Source organism: Vibrio sp. B172a, assembly GCF_030248355.1.
GTDB classification, from domain to species: Bacteria; Pseudomonadota; Gammaproteobacteria; order Enterobacterales; family Vibrionaceae; genus Vibrio; species Vibrio owensii.
Genome location: NZ_JAHGAC010000013.1, coordinates 138,679 through 156,347, shown reverse-complemented (window position 1 = coordinate 156,347; position 17,669 = coordinate 138,679). Strand labels below are relative to the sequence as shown.

The window sequence follows — 17,669 nt, the reverse complement described above, 5'->3', positions numbered from 1 at the left end:
TTAACTTTTAGTATCTGATTCAGAGTGTTATGGATTTACGCTGCGATTGATCGGGTTTTGCAGCGAGATCAGCGTCTCGGTGGATTGCACTTCGTCGATCGCCTGAAGCTTATCAATCAATACAAATTGCAGCTCTTCAATCGATTTGCACATCAATTTGACGAATATGTTATACGCGCCTGTGGTGTAGTAAGCTTCTACCACTTCATCGAGGGCATTGAGCTTTTCTAGCGCTGAATGATAGTCGCGCGCGGCATTCAAGTTGATGCCGATAAAGCAACATACGTCATATCCTAGCTTTTTGGTATTGACGATTACCTCAGTACCTTCGATGATGTCTGCCGCTTTCATTTTCTCGATACGAACGTGGATGGTCGCCGGGCTGACATTAAATTGTTTTGCCATTTCCGCGTAAGGCTTACGCGCATCCGCCATCAGAGTTTTGAGAATAGCGCGATCGAGATCGTCGAGTTTAGGCAAGCTCGCATTCATACAATTATTTCCGTTGGGTATGAGGTTTAAAGTTCATTTTATACTCACAGCGGACAGGATTCACAAGGTTTACGCAGGGATAACCGCGAGGTAGCTCTGAAGTCATGGAGTTGATGTGCCATTTTTTCTGTTTTGCATAGCGATCATGTTCAGTGCTGTCGCTGCGGCGCAAGAGCAAAAAGTCCTCGTTGTTCACTCTTACCATCAAGGTTTCTTCTGGACTGATTCTATCCAGCGTGGTTTCACCCAGCAGCTTGAGGGGCGACAGCTCGATACTCGCGTCTTGTATCTCGATTCCAAGCGCAGTCAAAGCCAGCACTTCTTTAGTCAGCTGGAGTCTCTTTATCGTACCAAACTGAGCGAAGAGCATTTTGACGCGATCGTGGTCAGCGATAACAATGCACTTGCTTTGATGCAGCGTTTGTCTTCGGTTATCAAAGATACACCAGTGATTTTCAGTGGCATCAACAACTATCATCCTTCACTGCATCAAGGCCTGAACGCGACAGGCGTGATTGAAGACGTCGATCTGTCCGCCAACCTCGCCTTAATTGAGCGTTTGCATCCGACCCACAAGCAAATCCTTATTGTCAGTGACCATTCTGTTACTGGTGCCGCACTTCGTGCTCAGATCGAAGACTTTCTTGATGATAACCCAGCATATCGCGACAAAATCCTTCATTTAGTGCCGGAAACGGTAGATGACCTAAAACAACAAGTGTCGCAAATGAGCATCGACAAGGTGGTGCTGTTTTGGACTTACTACCGCGATATTCACGGTAACGTCGCGACCGATAAAGACTGGCGTGATATCAACCAAGCCTCTAACGCACCTCTGTTTATGGTGCACGATATTGGACTTGGGCACGGTGCGGTCGGTGGTGTGATTCAAACCGGCTATCGCCAAGGTTTTAAAGCTGCGAAGTTGTTGGCGCAAGTGCTGGATAACCCACAGCAACCTTTGCCTGCGATTGTGCGTGCAGAATCGGACATCAAACTCGACTATCAATCGGTTGTGCGTTGGGGTTTAGGCGCAGAACAAGAAGCCTCGTCGGTGTTCTTCAATAAGCCGGTGGAATTTACTGAGCGTTACGCCAGAGAAATTAAGCTGTTTGGCAGTGTGCTGGTGGCGATGACCATCGTGATTATGCTGCTTAGTTACTACTTGCATCGCATTCGTCGCAGCGAAAGTATTGCTCGCGAGAGCCAGACGATTTTGGAATCGGTGTTTGACCAAAGCATGCAGTACATGGGCATACTCGACCAACATGGTTTGCTTAAATCTGGTAACGATCGTCTGCAATCGTTACTCAATCATCAGGATATGCGTCTCGATCGTCCGCTTTGGCATCATAAAAACTGGAGCGAAGAAGCACGCCAGCTACTTGCCAATTACTTCCAATCCAGTCATCGCCAAGTCTCCACTTTTGAAACGGAGATCTGGAGTAAAGAACATGGCGCTATGGTGCTGGAAGTGTCCCTCAAACCGTTTTCTCAGCAAGTGGCGAATCAAGAGCAATACTTGTTCGAAGCGCGTGACATCACCAGCCGGAAAGCGATGGAAGATAAGCTCTACCAACGTGAATCGAGTTTGCGTAACTACTACGAGCAGCAACCGGTAATGATGGTGACGTTAGATAACAATAACCGCATTCAGGAAGTGAACCGTTTTGCTCAGCAGCTTTTGGGCTATCAACCGCTGGATATGTTGGGGCATCGCCTACGTGAGTTCTATTCGGACGAAAAAGCGCTGATCCCGCGCCAAGTGTTATTGCAACCGCAGCAAGTGATGCACGGCGTTTGGCGTCGCGAAATCGAATATCGTCATGCGGATGGTCACCGCGTTTGGGTGCGTGAAAACATTCGCCCATTAAGAGATTCCGACCAATTGCTGATCGTAGGTGAAGACATTACTGAGACCAAGAAGCTCGCCAAGCAGCTGGAGTACCAAGCACGCTATGACTTGCTGACTGACACCTACAACCGCAACTACTTCGAGTTAGAGCTGCAAACCGCACTGCGAGAAGTAGAAAGCCACCGTCGCGTGCACGCCATGTTGTACCTCGATCTTGACCAGCTCAAAGTGCTTAACGATACCGTGGGTCATGATGCCGGTGATGCGGCTATTCAGTTCTGTGCCAGCATGTTGGAAGAAGTGCTGCCATACAATGCAGTCTTGGCGCGCATGGGCGGTGATGAATTTGCTGTGTTGTTGAAAGATTGCGATGAGCACGGTGCAATTAACGTTGCCAAGCAGATCATCACGACCTTGAGCGAACAGCTTTTCCGTTGGGAAGACACGCAACTGTTTATGAGCTGCTCAGTGGGCATTCGTATCATTGACCACACTGCCGAAACGCCACAAATGGTCCACGCTCAAGCAGATTCCGCGTGTCATGTTGCCAAAGAGCAGGGACGCAATCGCTATAACCTATTCAGCTTAGATAACGAAGAGCTGCAGCGTCGCCAGTTAGAAATGCAGAGCGTTAATCTAGTGCACGAAGCGCTGTCGAGTAAGCGTCTTGAACTGTTTGCTCAGCGCATTGTTAACTTAAGCGGTGAAGGTTCACCATTGTGCTTTGAGATTCTGGTACGTATTCGTGATGCACAGGGCAATTACTTGTCTCCTGGTGTTTTTATCCCAGCTTCTGAGCGCTACAACATCGCGCACTGGATTGATAAACAAGTAATCACCCAAACCCTAGAATGGTTTGAAGCTCGCCCAGAGATAGTAGAAAAACTCGGACGCTGCGCGATCAACTTGTCCGGTCAGTCGATGGGGAATCAAGAGTTTATCGACTTCCTGCTGGAGCGTTTGCAGTCGTCCTCGATTCCTTGTGAGAAGATCTGTTTAGAAATTACCGAAACTGCAGCGATGAGCAATATCGACCAAGCGCTTGGCTTCTTCACTCGCGTACGCACGCTGGGCTGTTTGATTGCGTTGGACGATTTTGGTTCTGGCTTGTCTTCTTTCGGCTACTTAAAGCAGCTTCCAGTCGATATCGTGAAAATTGATGGTCTTTTCGTGCGAGATATCAACGTAAACGAGATGGACCGCGTGATGGTGCGTTCAATCAACGACTTAGCCAAGCAGATGGGCAAAGTCACGGTGGCGGAATTTGTTGAGAATGACCAAGTCAGAGAGCTGCTGATCGAGCTTGGTGTCGACTATGGGCAAGGTTATGGCATTGGGCACCCTAAACCTTTGGCTGAGCTGGTTGACGAACTTCAGCAACTTTAACCATCCAGACGAACGTCATCTAACTTCTCCCCAGCCTAGCAATTAGAGGCGGGTTGGGTATACACTCAGCGCCAGTTAAACCGATTTTACTGGAGCCTCCTTTTGCAACTGCAATTGATTTGTGAAGACCCATCTCAACAGTCTCACCTTGATGAACTCGCTGCGCGTTGGCAGCTTTCTCACACTGATGACAGTGACTTTGCCTTAGTCCTAACGACAGAGCGTTTAGAGCTGCGTAAAGTGGATGAGCCAAAGCTGGGTGCAATCTTTGTGGATTTGATTGGTGGTGCAGTAGGGCATCGTCGCAAGTTCGGTGGTGGTAAAGGTCAGGCAATCGCGAAAGCGGCGGGTTTGAACAAAGGCGCAACCCCAACCGTACTGGATGGCACTGCCGGTTTAGGGCGTGATGCGTTCGTATTGGCGTCGTTAGGTTGTAAAGTCCAAATGGTTGAGCGTCACCCAGTGGTCGCTGCATTGTTGGATGACGGTTTGGCTCGCGCGAAACACGATCCAGAGATCGGTACTTGGGTATCAGAGCGTATGTCTTTGATTCACGCTTCTAGTCATGATGCGTTGGAGCAATTGGCGCAAGATAAAGACTTTGTCCAGCCAGATGTGGTTTACCTCGACCCGATGTACCCACACCCTGAAAACAAAAAGAAATCGGCATTAGTGAAGAAAGAGATGCGCGTCTTCCAATCTCTGGTTGGTCCAGATCTTGATGCGGATGGTTTGTTGGCGCCGGCTATGGCATTGGCGAGTAAGCGTGTGGTGGTCAAACGCCCTGATTACGCCAACTGGCTTGATGAGCAAAAGCCAAGCATGGCAATCGAAACCAAAAAGAACCGTTTCGATGTGTATGTGAAGGCATCAATGGCGTAATTCGACTAAACGTCTGACGACAAAAAACTTCTTCTCACAGCGCCTAATTTGGCGCTGTGTTTGTATCTGGTGTTTGCTCTGCTTATTGATACTTTTCTCTTGCTAATTCGGCATACTGACTGTATATCTAACTAAGAATTATTATTATTTCACTTGTGTGATGCCGTAGAGTAAAACAGTCGAGAATTGGGAAGCTGGAGTAGTAGCATGGCGAAACGTTTATGTAAGATGAGCCGCAAACAGATTGCTGAGAGTTTGGGTGATATTCACCGCCTAGTGGTGGCACCTAAGTTTGTCTGCCGCTCTTGTGCTCGTTCTTCTGCATCGAAAAACACCTTGTGTAAGCCTGCCGCGATTCCACCTCAAAAGTGCCAAGACAAACCGCTATCCGAGCAACAGGCTTGTGGTCTATTGGCGGAAGCACTGCCAACCTCATCTCTTACTCAAGATACCCCAATCATCATGGCGTCTGAGCAAAGCGCAGAGAAAGCCGCGATCGTTAAACGTGTTGTGGAACGAGTGAAAGAGAAAAAACTAGCAGCAAAAGTCGCAGCGGTAACTCCAACCACTAAGCTAGAGGCGCCAGCTATGTTTGATTTGTCAGATAAGAAAGCGCTGAAGAAGGCGAAGAAAGCGGTTAAGAAACATTACAAGCAGCAGAAGAAGTTGCTTAAGTTAGCCAAAAAGCAGCAAAAATTGCTCAAACGCCAGCGCAAGCTTGAAGCGCGAAATGCCAAACTAGAGGTGTTGCTACCAACGCCACCAAACACATTGATGAGCACAAGCTCGCAAGCCAAAGTGCATTAATCGAATCACATCAAAAAAACGCTCTCCAGTTGGTGAGCGTTTTTTATTGTCGAAATGTTTGTAGGGTTAGCTGTGTTACTTGTTGGCGTAACTCATCTCTACGCGTTTTTTCACCCAAGTTTCGTTAATCCACAGCGATAGCATGATGATTGCACCACCAATGGCAAGTCGTGTCACATCAACATCGCGGTTCCAAATTACGATATTCACAATCAAACCAGCAGGGACGAGCGCGTTGTTCATTACCGCAAGTGCACCCGCGTTGACCATGGTTGCGCCTTTGTTCCACGCAAAGTAACCAAAGCCTGATGCAATCAAACCAAGGTAAGTCAGAATGCCCCATTGCGTAGCTGTGGTTGGCATTTTGTCCAAGTTACCCATCAGAGCAAAGGCGACGGTCGCTACGCATAATGCGCCCAAGTAGAAGTAACCAAATACCGTGTGCTGCGGCAGTTCAACCGACTCGGTTTCCATAATGTATTTATAGCCGACCTGACCGATGGCAAAACACAGGTTCGCTCCTTGTACGACCAAAAAGCCCATCAAGAAGTTTTCATTGATGCCTGCAAACTTAATCCACGCCGCGCCCAGCACAGCGATTGCCGCCGTAACCAAATACCAAGGCGAGAATCGACCTTTCAAGAAGTCATAAATCAAGGTGACGTAAATAGGGGTAAATACGGTGAATAGCAGCACTTCTGGTACAGAAAGGAGTAGGAAAGACTGGTAATAGAAGCAATACATTAAGCCGAGTTGGAAGCCGCCCACGATCATCAATTTCGCGATCAGAGATTTGCTTACGCCACGGAATTTTAAGAAAGGAATGAAGACTAGGCTCGCCAGCGCAACGCGCATGAAAACTGAGAACCAAGAGTCAACCTGACCGGCAAGGTAAACGCCGATCAGGCTAAATGAGAATGCCCAAAGTAGGGTAACTGCGGATAGATAAGCCATGGATGAGAATCTTTATCAACAACAAATGTGCCCGCAGTCTAACCAAGTTTTAAGGTCACGCCAACGCAAATCAGTCTTTTAGCGGTACGACCAGCATATCGACGGGTGAGCAGTTAATAAGCTGACGCGTCGACGAAAGAATCTTGCTCCAGAAATCTTGGTGATGACCACAAACCACCAAATCAATATTGTAGTCCTGAATGGTATCGCACAGCTCGTTACTCAAATCACCGCTACCGACTAACGTATGCGTGATTGGGTACTCTGCGTATTCTTCAAAATTCGCTAACTGTGTACGAGACGCTTCCATCGCTTGGTGTTGCGCCTCCGCCATGTTGATGTCGATAAGCCCGGTGTAAAGCTCGGCGTAATTCACATCGATATGAATGAAAGAGACTTTCGCATCCAGAGGTTTAGCCAGTGACACGGCTTTCTTAATCAACACTTTACTGTCGTCTGAGAGGTCGACTGCCACAAGTACGTGTTTGTAACTCATATTGCTATCTCCTTGATAAGGTCATAGTGTCAGATTAGCACTAAGTCTCAGATAATTTTGCTGAAGTGATCTCATATCAATATCGTAGGTACAAAGTGTTGCCACAGTAATCATGTTATAGTGGCGCAAAACGCATGCACATAAATAGGAGTTAACATGCTGTCTCAAACTATGGTTGAACAATTGAATGAGCAAATTAACCTAGAATTTTTCTCATCCAATCTATACTTACAAATGAGTGCTTGGTGTGAAGACAAAGGTTTTGAAGGTGCGGCTGAATTTTTACGCGCTCACGCCGTAGAAGAAATGGAGCACATGCAACGTCTTTTCACTTATGTAAGTGAAACTGGCTCAATGCCAATCCTAGGTGCGATTGAAGCACCTAAGCATGACTTTGCTAGCCTTGGCGATGTTTTCCGTGAAACCTACGAACATGAGCAAATGATCACGGAAAAGATCAACAAATTGGCGCATGTTGCATTTACAAGCCAAGACTACTCTACGTTTAACTTCCTACAGTGGTACGTGGCTGAACAGCACGAAGAAGAGAAGTTGTTTAAAGGGATTTTAGATAAGATCGAATTAGTTGGTGAAGACGGTAAAGCATTGTTCTTCATCGATAAAGATCTAGCACAAATGGCAAAAGAAGGTTCATCTTCAATTATGGGTGCTCCAGCTGCATAACGTGTTCCCGACGCGGTAAGCAGCGGGTTAAGGACGAAGCATTGGTCGTCTTTATCTCTTGAGCATCGTTGAAGATGTAGGGAGGAAAAGATGATCAGTGGAGACACAATCTTATTTGCGCTAATGGTAGTAACGGGAGTAAACATGGTCCGTTATCTCACCGCTCTTCGTTCTTTAATTTACATCATGCGTGAAGCGCATCCCTTGCTTTATCAGCAAGTGGATGGCAATGGATTTTTCACCACCCATGGTAACGTCACCAAACAGGTGCGGTTATACCATTACATTAAGAGTAAAGAGTATCACCATCATCACGATGAGATCTTTACTGGCAAATGCGAAAGGGTGCGCGGGTTATTCATTTTATCGACCGCTTTACTTGGTGTGACCCTACTGGCTGCCTTCATTCTTTAAGCCAGCAAGCTGTGCTTGGAATTTAAGCGCTTTTCCCGCTCGACTTTTGTCGTTAGAATAGCGCCCGCAGAAAGCAAGGATGTGCATTACGCACATCCTTTTTTATTTTTGGATATACCAATCTAAATAAGTAATTGAGCGTTACCCATGAGTAAGAAATTTGATGTTGTTGTAATCGGCGCAGGTGCGGCGGGTTTGATGTGTGCAGCAGAAGCAGGCAAACGCGGACGCAGTGTGCTCGTGCTGGATCATGCGAAAAAGCCAGGACGTAAAATCCTTATCTCAGGTGGTGGTCGTTGTAACTTCACTAACTACGACGTCTCAGCGAGCAACTACTTATGCCAAAACCCACACTTCGTGAAATCGGCGTTGTCTCAGTACACCAACTGGGACTTTATCTCAATGGTCAGCAAGCATGGCATCGAGTTTGAAGAGCGCGATCACGGACAGTTGTTCTGTGTTGATGCGTTTACTGCAAAAGACATAGTTAAGATGCTACTAGCAGAATGCGATATGCCAAACATCCAACAACGCTACCAATGTGATGTACATTCGATCGAGAAAACCGATGCGGGCTTCCGTCTGCATGCTGGTACTGAAAACATCGAATGTGAATCTTTGGTGGTAGCAACGGGTGGTCTGTCGATGCCTAAACTGGGCGCGACGCCATTCGGCTATAAGATTGCTGAGCAGTTCGAACTTCCGGTGATTACGACTACAGCAGGTCTGGTGCCGTTTACGCTGCATAAAGAAGACAAAGAAGATTTCGCTGAACTATCGGGCATCGCAATCCCTGCAGAAATCACCGCGCAAGACGGTACTATGTTCAAAGAAGCGTTGCTGTTTACTCACCGCGGCTTGTCTGGTCCATCGGTACTGCAGATCTCGTCATTTTGGAAAGCGGGTCAGAAGGTGACGATTAACCTTGTACCAAACGACGATATCGCTGAGCTACTAGAACGTAGCCGCGAGAAGCATCCAAACCAATCGTTGAAGAACACACTAGCAAAAGTGCTACCAAAGCGTTTGGTTGAAGTGCTGATTGAACGTAAAGAATTAGCAGACAAACCTCTTAAGCAGTTCAACCAGAAAGAGATGGCAACCATCGTTGAGCGTCTGGAAAACTGGGCAGTAGCACCAAACGGTACGGAAGGTTACCGCACTGCAGAAGTGACCCTAGGCGGCGTAGATACCGATCACCTGTCTTCAAAAACCATGGAATGTAAGAACATCAAAGGTTTGTACTTCATCGGTGAAGTGATGGACGTAACCGGCTGGTTAGGCGGCTATAACTTCCAATGGTGCTGGTCGAGCGGCTTTGTTGCTGGTCAGTGGGTGTAAGAAATAAGAAGCCTAGCTTAATTAGCTAGGCTTTTCTCTTTCTGGCTGAAGTGTCATTACCAGAATACGATGTATAGGATGACGGTGAGTGCGCAAACCAGCCCGCCCCATTTTAGGGCCGCTTGAGATGGCGTCATATCTAAGGTTGTATTGGATTTAAACTCGACCCGCTCTTCTTTAAAAATCATGCCATAGACTGTCAGTATTGCGAGTACCGCGATTAGACAGTAAGACATGTTGTAGAGAAAGTGAATGTGAGGGTAGTTTGCTTGCATAAACGCATAAATGATGGCGTTTGCAACAATACCAATCACACCAGCCCACTTGCCTGATGTTCTATTGATTAAGCCGTAGATAAATACCGCTAAAATACCCGTCGATACATAACCTTGGAATGACTGAATAAAGCCAAAGATTGATTTGAATTCAGCAAGCATAGGTGCGACGACACATCCAATTACTACAAACACACCAATGCAAATACGCCCAAACTTAACATATTCACCTTGCGCTGCTGCTGGGCGGATATAGCGTTGATAAACGTCCATTGTGAGCAATGTCGAAGCGGCATTCAGGACTGCTGCAAGGGATGAGATAATAGCGCCCATCAAAGCTGCGATTACAAAACCAAGAACACCCGTATTTTTGGGGATCAACTTAGTGATGAGTAGCCCCATCGCAGAGTCATATTTATAAGGGTTGATCGCTTCTTTCACAACGTTCCCTTCTCCTAAGCGAGCGATCACTTGTTGATTATGTTCTAGGATTTCTTCAGCTTTACTAGGGTGAGAGTTGGCGTATTTACTATCAAGAATAAATATCTTGTTGGTATCGATGTCAGAGACCGCCTGCTCATAACTAGAGAATACACTGCCGCCAGCGTCTAGGTTGGCACTTGCTTCCATATCCGAAGAGAAAAGGTTGAAAGCGATGATGCCTGGGATAACGATAATAAAAGGGATGATTAGTTTTAAACCAGCCGCTAAAACCAAACCTTTTTGTCCATCACCAAGAGAAGCGGAACCCAAGATTCTTTGGGTAATGTATTGGTTTAAACCCCAGTAGTAAAAGTTTGGAATCCAGATACCTAGCAGTAATACTGGCCATGGCATTGCTGGTGTATCCATATGCATTGATTCACTGTTTAGTGCATTGAATTTGGTCAGAACACCAGCATCAGCATTGATGTGGGCTGCATTCCCTGTTGAAGAAACTAATTGAGAAACATCAACTGCACCAAGAGCATCAAACGCGAAATAGGTAATGATCGCTCCGCCCACAATAAGAGCAGTGCCTTGTAATAAGTCCGCCCAAGCACACGCTTTTAGACCACCAAAGGCTACATAGAGTGCAGCCATCCCACCTAGGATCCAGCATGCAAAGGGTAAAGAGACAAAATAGCCGAATTCAGCAAACAGCTTTGTCATTGTTATCGCACCAGCATAAATCACCCCAACTAAACTAACTCCTACAAGAATTAGAATCATTGATAAGGTCATCGCAAGGCGCGCCCAGTGGTTGTAACGAACTTCTAAAAACTCGGGAATCGTTGTTATGCCGGTTTTAAGGAAATAAGGAAGCAAAACGAAGGCAACGACAACAAGTGTTATTGCAGCGATCCACTCCCAACTTGCTACGGAAAGCCCTTCTAATCCAGCACCTTGACCGGACATACCTACAAATTGTTCTGCAGAAATATTGGCAGCGATCAGTGAGAAACCAATCAACCACCAACTCAGACCTCGACCTGCAAGAAAATAATCAGCAGCACCGTTTTCCGAGTTTGCTCCATTGGTAGCAGGCTTACTTTTTATCATGCCGACGCCAATGACGGCGATCATGAATGCCAGTGCTACAGTTATATCGAGAATACCCATTTTCTATAGACCTTTTGTTTCATTGATTTGTGAAAACGATTTCACCTATAGGTATGTAATTTTGGTAATTATTGCTTTTTTTAACGTAGAGTCTTTTGTTACTGTTTTTATTTTAGGTGGTATCGTTTACACAGGAATCTATTTTTTTATAAAACGCATTACGAGGTAAAAACGTACTAGCTGTGATTTTGATCACTTGCCATGGGGTTCTTATGTGATCGTGTCGGGCAAGTTAAATAATTGATTGTGATGAATAATGAGAACTTATTTTGTGCGTAAGAGAAACAACGCAGATAGGCAATATACGGTGACAGATTAGGGGGGGATAAGGAAAAAAACCGAGCCAGTGCTCGGTCTTTTTATTTAAACAACTTCTCGGCACGAACTGGGGCACTAAAGCGAAAGCCTTGTCCGTAGATGCAGCCGCGCTCGAATAGGTATTGAGCTTGCTCGTCGGTTTCGATGCCTTCGGCGACCACTTTCAATGACAGGGTTTGTCCCATCGCGATGATGGCATTCACGATCGCATTGCTGTCGGTGTTGCTTGGAACATCACTTACGAAAGAGCGGTCGATCTTCAATTTGTTGATTGGCAAACCTTTGAGGTAAGACAGTGACGAGTAACCAGTACCAAAGTCATCAAGAGAGATCTCAATGCCAAGCTCGCGCAGCAAGTTGAGTGATGCGATGGCTTGTTGTGGGTCGATCAGTAGGAAGCTTTCGGTGATTTCTAGCTCTAGACGGTGCGCCGGGAATCCGGTCTCTTTGAGAATCACACCAAGTTTGCTGATGAAGTCTGATTGTTGTAGCTGAAGAGCCGATACGTTCACCGCAAGCTTGCCAAATTCAATGCCGTTATCCAGCCATGCGCGACCTTGCAAACAAGCTTGCTCCAAGACCCATTTACCAATGCTTTGAATCAGGCCCGTTTTCTCTGCAATCGGGATAAAATCTGCCGGAGAAATCATTCCAAGATCGGGATGTTGCCAGCGTAGCAGAGCTTCTACGCCCACCAGTTCGTTGGCGCTTAAGTTGTATTGCGGTTGGTACGCTAAATGAAGTTGGTTTTTCTCAATCGCCTCATGCAGAGCAGACTGCATACGCACGTGAGACACGGATTTATCGGTCAAATCTGGTGAGTAGAACGCGTAGCCGTTACGACCGTTTTTCTTCGCCAAGTACATGGCAGTATCGGCATTCTTGAGCAAGGTTTCGCTGTCTTGTCCGTCTTGAGGATAACGAGCCACGCCCACGCTGGTGGAGATGCGCAGAGACTCGTTCTTACTGACTTCAAAAGGACGATTGAACAGGCAAAGTATGTCCTCAATGGTATCGATCAGCTGCGAATCTGATTCGATGTTCGGCAATATAATGACAAACTCATCGCCACCGATACGTGCTACATGAGCGCGTAAGTGCAGCACATCTTGCAGGCGTTCAGCGAGTTTAGTCAGCAGTTGGTCCCCACAGAAGTGCCCCATGCTGTCGTTGATGTGCTTGAAGTGGTCGATATCGAGGAACAGGGTCGCAAACGCGTGTTGATGCTTCTGACCGTTCTCAATGTGCTGTTCTAGTAAGCTGATCAAATGGGTGCGGTTAGGAAGGTTGGTCAATGGATCGTAAAACGCCATGCGTTGCAGCTTTTCTTCGTGCGCTTTACGTACTGAGATGTCTTCAAACACACAAATGTAGTTGATCAGATGGTTCTTATCGTCCATTACCGCACTGATGGTGGCGAGCTGCGGGTAAATGCTGCCATCTTTTTTGCGGTTGATGAACTCGCCTTTCCACTGACCTTTGCTTTCTAGCTGACGCCACAACTGTTGATAAAACTCGCGGTCGTGATGCCCAGAACGCAAGATATTCGGGTTCTTACCGATCACTTCTTCTGCTGCGTAACCAGTGATGTGGGTGAAGGCGCTGTTTACATCAAGAATGTTGGCTTTGCGGTCAGTAATCACCATCCCTTCATGGGAGTTATCGAAGATTTTCGACGCCAATGACAACTGAGTTTCCACCATTTTTCGGCGAGTGACGTTGCGCGTCATACCCAAAATACCAATCAGCTCTCCGGTTTGATTGCGGATTGGTGATTTGATGGTTTCCAACCAGGTTGGGTTGTTGTTGTCATCAATCAGAGTGCACTCTTCGACCGTGTTTTGGCTACCCGTAGCGATCACCAACTGGTCGGTATCGATGAACTTCTTCGCTCGGCGGCTGCTGAATAACTCGAAGTCATTCTTGCCGACAATTTCACTGCCGGTCATTTGCCAAGAGTCTTCAACGCTGCGGTTGGTCATCGCGTAGCGACCATCAGTGCTCTTTATCCACGTGTGGTCTTCTAAGCAATCAATGAATTCTTGCAGGGATGGCAGTAAGTCTGGCAATTGAACATCGTGACGCTGCTGCTCTTTATGGTAGGTCTGAGCAACATCAAAGCCGACACGTCCAGCCAATGCGCTTAACCACCCAGAAATGACAGTATCTTGATCTGTTGGATGAACCAACGCGAAGGCAGCAAACAGCTCACCGCTTGGCAGCCATATCGGGCAGTAACTCAAGGTTTGGTTTTGAAAGGGCGTTTGTTCAACAACAAGCTGAGGATAGATGAAGTGCTCAGTGGCAGGTTCGAGAATCGCGACGACTTCACGATGATGTTGTGGCGATGTCGCCACCTCACTCAAGCGCCATTGGCGAGTGTAGCTGAAAGTATAAAGCTGACCGTGCGCCTGTGTGGCATCACAGCATTGTTGCAGAGCCTGTTTCCAGTCTGTCATCAATGCAGGGGAGATAGCGAAGCGAAACATAATTAATAAAGCATCCTGAAACGCCCTTGGAATAGTATGGTGAACATCTGACTCAGCGTTCATATCGGGCTTTGGCTATATCGTATCCAAAGCCCGAACAAATCCAAGCAAGGAACACTTCATTAATCGAGTAAACTGTTAGCTAGCTCTCTTTTTTATAAATCGTGTCTCATTTTTGCAATAGTTTCGGACGTCATCATTGAGCGGTATTCGTCTGTTTTTGCTTTTTGCCGAACTTCACTTGTTGAATCACCAAGCCGCTGATGATCAGCACTAACCCAATCAAAGTGGATGGGTGAATCTCTTCACCAATGATGGTGGCAAGCAGCATGAGCGAGATGAATGGTGAAGCGAAAATCAGGTTGCTGATGCGTGCGGTGTTCTCGGTGAGCTTGAGTGCCGTTAGCCACAACACGAAGGTCACACCCATCTCAAACAGGCCAACATAAGTCACTGCAGCCCAACCTTTCGCGGTGATTTGGCTCCAGTCTGCGCCTTCATAAATGCTTAAACCAATCGCAAACGGAATCGCAACCAGAAAGCCCAATAGCACGCCCACCACTGGATCGGCTTTGTTTTTGGTGTTGAGAATCCAGTAACTTGCCCAAAGTAGTGTTGAAAGTAGCGCTAATCCCACACCAAGCGGACTTTCGAATTCCAGTCCGAGCACGTTGCCTTTGGTGGCAATTACGATGACACCCAAGTAACTAAAGCCACAAGCAATCCAGTCTTTATTGCGGATCTTCTGACCCAAGAAAACCGCCGCCATCAAGGTGAGCGTGATCGCCCAACTGTAGTTGATAGCCTGCGCTTGGGATGCTGGCAATAAGTCGTATGCTTTAAACAAGATAAGGTAGTACGCCAGCGGGTTAATTAATCCGAGCAGTAAGTAGTACCAAGGATTGGCAAGAAACGTCGAACTAAGCTGATTCAACTTGCCCTGCACGCCACATACCACGATAAGTGCGATAGCCGAGACAATACTCGCCATGGTCAGCATCTGAATCGGTGAGAATTCCGCCAAAGTCAATTTAAATGCGGTCGCTACTGTTGACCAAAGTAATACCGCTGATAGCCCAAATCCTAGGGCGCGACGCTCGTTCATGATGCCTCTGTGTGATGATGTACCGCTCATCGTTGTTGGTTTGAGCAGGTGTGAGTATGTTGTACGGAGCGCCTAGTGTATGCGAGGATTTTTCATCCAACAAACTGGACATTTATCCAGTATGTAAATACCATTATTAAAGATAAAAAACACAGGCTAACTCGCTATTATGCAATGGATTCTTGAGCATCAATCTCTCATTCTGTCTTCTCTTTTTACCGCGACCATCAGCGGTGTTGCAGTGGGTTGGTGGGTTAAACAACGCTTTGCCACGCAAACTCAATTGCTCGAACAACAGCTCTCCTCTGAAAAACAGCTTCATCAACAACAACTTGAACAGGTGAAGCAAAGTCTCGCTGAAGCACAGCAAGAATTGGATGAGCTTGATGACGAGCGCGATAAAGCGGCATTCGAAGTGCGCCAAACTCACGGCAAATTGATGGCGGCGATGGAAAAATTGCGCTATTTCGAAGCGGTGAAGCAAGAGCGTCAGCAGTATTTTGATGAGCTAGGGCAGATGCGAGAGCACAAATCGCGTCTTGAAACCCAACTTGGTGAGCAGCAAGCGCGTCACGAGCAAATTACCCAAGCCAATGCCGAAAAGCTGCAAATTCTTGAGCAAGCAGAAGTGCGTTTGAAGCAGCAATTTGAACACTTAGCGAATCAGTTATTTGAAGAGAAAACCGCCAAAGTCGACATGCAAAACCGTCAGAGTTTGGAAGGTTTGCTGTCTCCACTCAAAGAGCAGTTAGAAGGGTTCAAAAAGCAAGTCAACGACAGCTTTAGCCAAGAAGCCAAAGAGCGTCACACCTTGGTGCATGAGTTGAAGAACCTGCAACGCTTGAACGAACACATGACCCGAGAAGCAGTCAATCTGACTCAAGCTCTGAAAGGTGACAACAAGCAGCAGGGCAACTGGGGTGAAGTGGTTCTGGCTCGTGTATTGGCAGAATCTGGTTTGCGTGAAGGACACGAGTACCTAACTCAGGTGAGCTTGCAAAACGAAGCAGGCAAACGCTATCAGCCGGATGTGATAGTTCACTTACCGCAAAACAAACAAGTGGTGGTCGATTCGAAAATGGCGCTGGTGGCGTACGAGCGCTACTTCAACGCAGAGAACGACATTCAACGAGAGCAGGCGCTGAGCGATCACCTAGCCGCGCTGCGCGCCCACATCAAAGGCTTGAGCCTTAAGGATTACCACCAGTTAAAAGGCATCCAGAGCTTAGATTATGTGTTGATGTTTATTCCGGTGGAGCCTGCATTCCAAGTTGCGATTCAAGCCGACCCAAGCTTGGTTAAAGATGCGATGGAACAAAACATTATTTTGGTCAGCCCTACCACTTTGCTGGTGGCGCTACGTACGGTAGATAACTTGTGGCGTAACGAACGCCAAAACGAAAACGCCCAATTGATCGCGGAACGAGCGGCGAAGCTGTACGACAAACTCCGCTTGTTCATTGACGACATGGAAGGACTGGGCGGCGCATTAGATAAAGCTAACCAAACGTACCAAGGGGCAATGAATAAACTGGCCACAGGGCGTGGCAACGTGATCCGTCAGGCGGAAAGCTTCAAGCAACTAGGAGTGGAAGTAAAACGTCCAATCTCGCCAGATCTTGCTCAGTTGGCGCAGAGTGAGTCATTTTCGGAAAATGCTTCTTTAGTAGAAAGACATCCGGCTGAGGATAAAGTAAACTAATCGCCCGCAGTACAGTGGGCGACCCTATTTGTTATCAACCGCCCCGTAGTGAGAAAGTGCTGCCCAAGAGGAATCAGAATGACGGACACAAGTGTGCAATCAAATACAGCGTTAGATAACGACACTACCCACTTTGGTTTTACCACAGTGGCAAAAGACGAAAAAGTGACCAAAGTTGCCGAAGTTTTCCACTCAGTGGCAGCAAAATACGACATCATGAATGACTTGATGTCAGGTGGCGTTCATCGCCTTTGGAAGCGTTTTACTATTGATTGCAGTGGCGCTCGTCCGGGACAACGTGTTCTTGACCTAGGTGGTGGTACTGGCGACCTGACGGCGAAATTCTCGCGCATTGTTGGCGACCAAGGTCACGTGATCCTAGCGGACATCAACAACTCAATGCTAAATGTGGGTCGTGACAAACTACGCGACAACGGCATTGTTGGTAACGTACATTACGTTCAAGCGAACGCAGAAGAACTGCCGTTCCCAGATGATTACTTTGACGTGATCACGATTAGCTTCTGTCTACGTAACGTCACCGATAAAGACAAAGCGCTGCGCTCGATGTTCCGCGTGTTGAAGCCAGGTGGTCGTTTGTTGGTGCTTGAGTTCTCAAAACCAATCCTAGACCCGCTATCAAAAGTGTACGACGCGTACTCATTCCACCTATTGCCAAAAATGGGTGAGCTAGTAGCGAACGACGCAGACAGCTACCGTTACCTAGCTGAATCTATCCGCATGCACCCAGACCAAGACACGCTGGAAGGCATGATGAAAGAAGCGGGCTTCGAAAACACCAAATACTACAACCTTACGGGTGGTATTGTGGCGCTGCACCGCGGCTACAAATTCTAAGGATAAGCG

General features: G+C 47.1%; 14 protein-coding genes. 8 read left to right on the top strand and 6 right to left on the bottom strand.

The features are described 5' to 3' along the window. Positions 1 to 27: 27 nt before the first annotated feature. Positions 28 to 492: a transcriptional regulator AsnC gene (asnC, locus tag KIT90_RS14580; RefSeq protein WP_005430014.1), complete on the bottom strand. Its 465-nt coding sequence runs from the start codon at positions 490 to 492 to the stop codon at positions 28 to 30. A gap of 115 nt (positions 493 to 607) precedes the next feature. On the opposite strand from asnC, the gene KIT90_RS14575 reads away from it, so the two are divergent. From KIT90_RS14575 to KIT90_RS14565, 3 genes are all read left to right on the top strand, one after another. Then, a complete protein-coding gene (locus KIT90_RS14575; protein ID WP_285377264.1) occupies positions 608 to 3,733 on the top strand; it encodes an EAL domain-containing protein in 3,126 nt (1,041 codons plus the stop codon). Between the two features lie 102 nt (positions 3,734 to 3,835). Further along, positions 3,836 to 4,615 carry a class I SAM-dependent methyltransferase gene (locus tag KIT90_RS14570; protein ID WP_264404070.1) on the top strand — a complete coding sequence of 260 codons (780 nt, stop codon included), beginning with the start codon at positions 3,836 to 3,838 and terminating at the stop codon, positions 4,613 to 4,615. A 207-nt stretch (positions 4,616 to 4,822) separates the two neighbouring features. After that, positions 4,823 to 5,422, top strand: coding sequence for a hypothetical protein (locus KIT90_RS14565; RefSeq protein WP_110415438.1), 600 nt, complete (start codon positions 4,823 to 4,825; stop codon positions 5,420 to 5,422). A 75-nt stretch (positions 5,423 to 5,497) separates the two neighbouring features. Here KIT90_RS14565 and KIT90_RS14560 read toward each other — a convergent pair whose 3' ends face one another. Both KIT90_RS14560 and uspA read right to left on the bottom strand, forming a co-directional pair. Beyond that, positions 5,498 to 6,376, bottom strand: a complete 879-nt coding sequence (locus KIT90_RS14560; protein WP_005434580.1) for a carboxylate/amino acid/amine transporter — start codon at positions 6,374 to 6,376, stop codon at positions 5,498 to 5,500. A gap of 70 nt (positions 6,377 to 6,446) precedes the next feature. Beyond that, complete coding sequence (gene uspA, locus KIT90_RS14555; RefSeq protein WP_005434578.1) at positions 6,447 to 6,872, bottom strand: universal stress protein UspA; 426 nt, start codon at positions 6,870 to 6,872, stop codon at positions 6,447 to 6,449. A gap of 156 nt (positions 6,873 to 7,028) precedes the next feature. On the opposite strand from uspA, the gene ftnA reads away from it, so the two are divergent. The 3 genes from ftnA (at position 7,029) to KIT90_RS14540 (ending at position 9,311) form a co-directional block, all read left to right on the top strand. Then, complete coding sequence (gene ftnA, locus KIT90_RS14550) at positions 7,029 to 7,556, top strand: non-heme ferritin (RefSeq protein ID WP_005434576.1); 528 nt, start codon at positions 7,029 to 7,031, stop codon at positions 7,554 to 7,556. Positions 7,557 to 7,646: 90 nt separating this feature from the next. Then, positions 7,647 to 7,970, top strand: coding sequence for a universal stress protein UspB (uspB, locus tag KIT90_RS14545; protein WP_005448571.1), 324 nt, complete (start codon positions 7,647 to 7,649; stop codon positions 7,968 to 7,970). A 147-nt stretch (positions 7,971 to 8,117) separates the two neighbouring features. After that, a complete protein-coding gene (locus KIT90_RS14540; protein ID WP_038893754.1) occupies positions 8,118 to 9,311 on the top strand; it encodes an NAD(P)/FAD-dependent oxidoreductase in 1,194 nt (397 codons plus the stop codon). 56 nt (positions 9,312 to 9,367) lie between these two features. Here the strand turns inward: KIT90_RS14540 and KIT90_RS14535 are convergent, their stop codons facing one another. The 3 genes from KIT90_RS14535 to KIT90_RS14525 all read right to left on the bottom strand — a co-directional run bounded on the left by KIT90_RS14535 (position 9,368) and on the right by KIT90_RS14525 (position 15,100). Continuing rightward, entirely contained in the window at positions 9,368 to 11,188 is a 1,821-nt protein-coding gene (locus KIT90_RS14535; protein ID WP_285377261.1) for a sodium/solute symporter, read from the bottom strand. A 359-nt stretch (positions 11,189 to 11,547) separates the two neighbouring features. Beyond that, positions 11,548 to 13,995 carry a GGDEF and EAL domain-containing protein gene (locus tag KIT90_RS14530; RefSeq protein WP_285377259.1) on the bottom strand — a complete coding sequence of 816 codons (2,448 nt, stop codon included), beginning with the start codon at positions 13,993 to 13,995 and terminating at the stop codon, positions 11,548 to 11,550. Between the two features lie 196 nt (positions 13,996 to 14,191). Then, entirely contained in the window at positions 14,192 to 15,100 is a 909-nt protein-coding gene (locus tag KIT90_RS14525; RefSeq protein WP_285377258.1) for a DMT family transporter, read from the bottom strand. Positions 15,101 to 15,269: 169 nt separating this feature from the next. On the opposite strand from KIT90_RS14525, the gene rmuC reads away from it, so the two are divergent. Next, positions 15,270 to 16,802 carry a DNA recombination protein RmuC gene (gene rmuC, locus KIT90_RS14520; protein ID WP_285377256.1) on the top strand — a complete coding sequence of 511 codons (1,533 nt, stop codon included), beginning with the start codon at positions 15,270 to 15,272 and terminating at the stop codon, positions 16,800 to 16,802. A gap of 78 nt (positions 16,803 to 16,880) precedes the next feature. Further along, on the top strand, positions 16,881 to 17,660 hold the full coding sequence (gene ubiE / locus KIT90_RS14515; RefSeq protein WP_005434558.1) for a bifunctional demethylmenaquinone methyltransferase/2-methoxy-6-polyprenyl-1,4-benzoquinol methylase UbiE: 780 nt from the start codon (positions 16,881 to 16,883) through the stop codon (positions 17,658 to 17,660). Positions 17,661 to 17,669 lie beyond the last annotated feature (9 nt).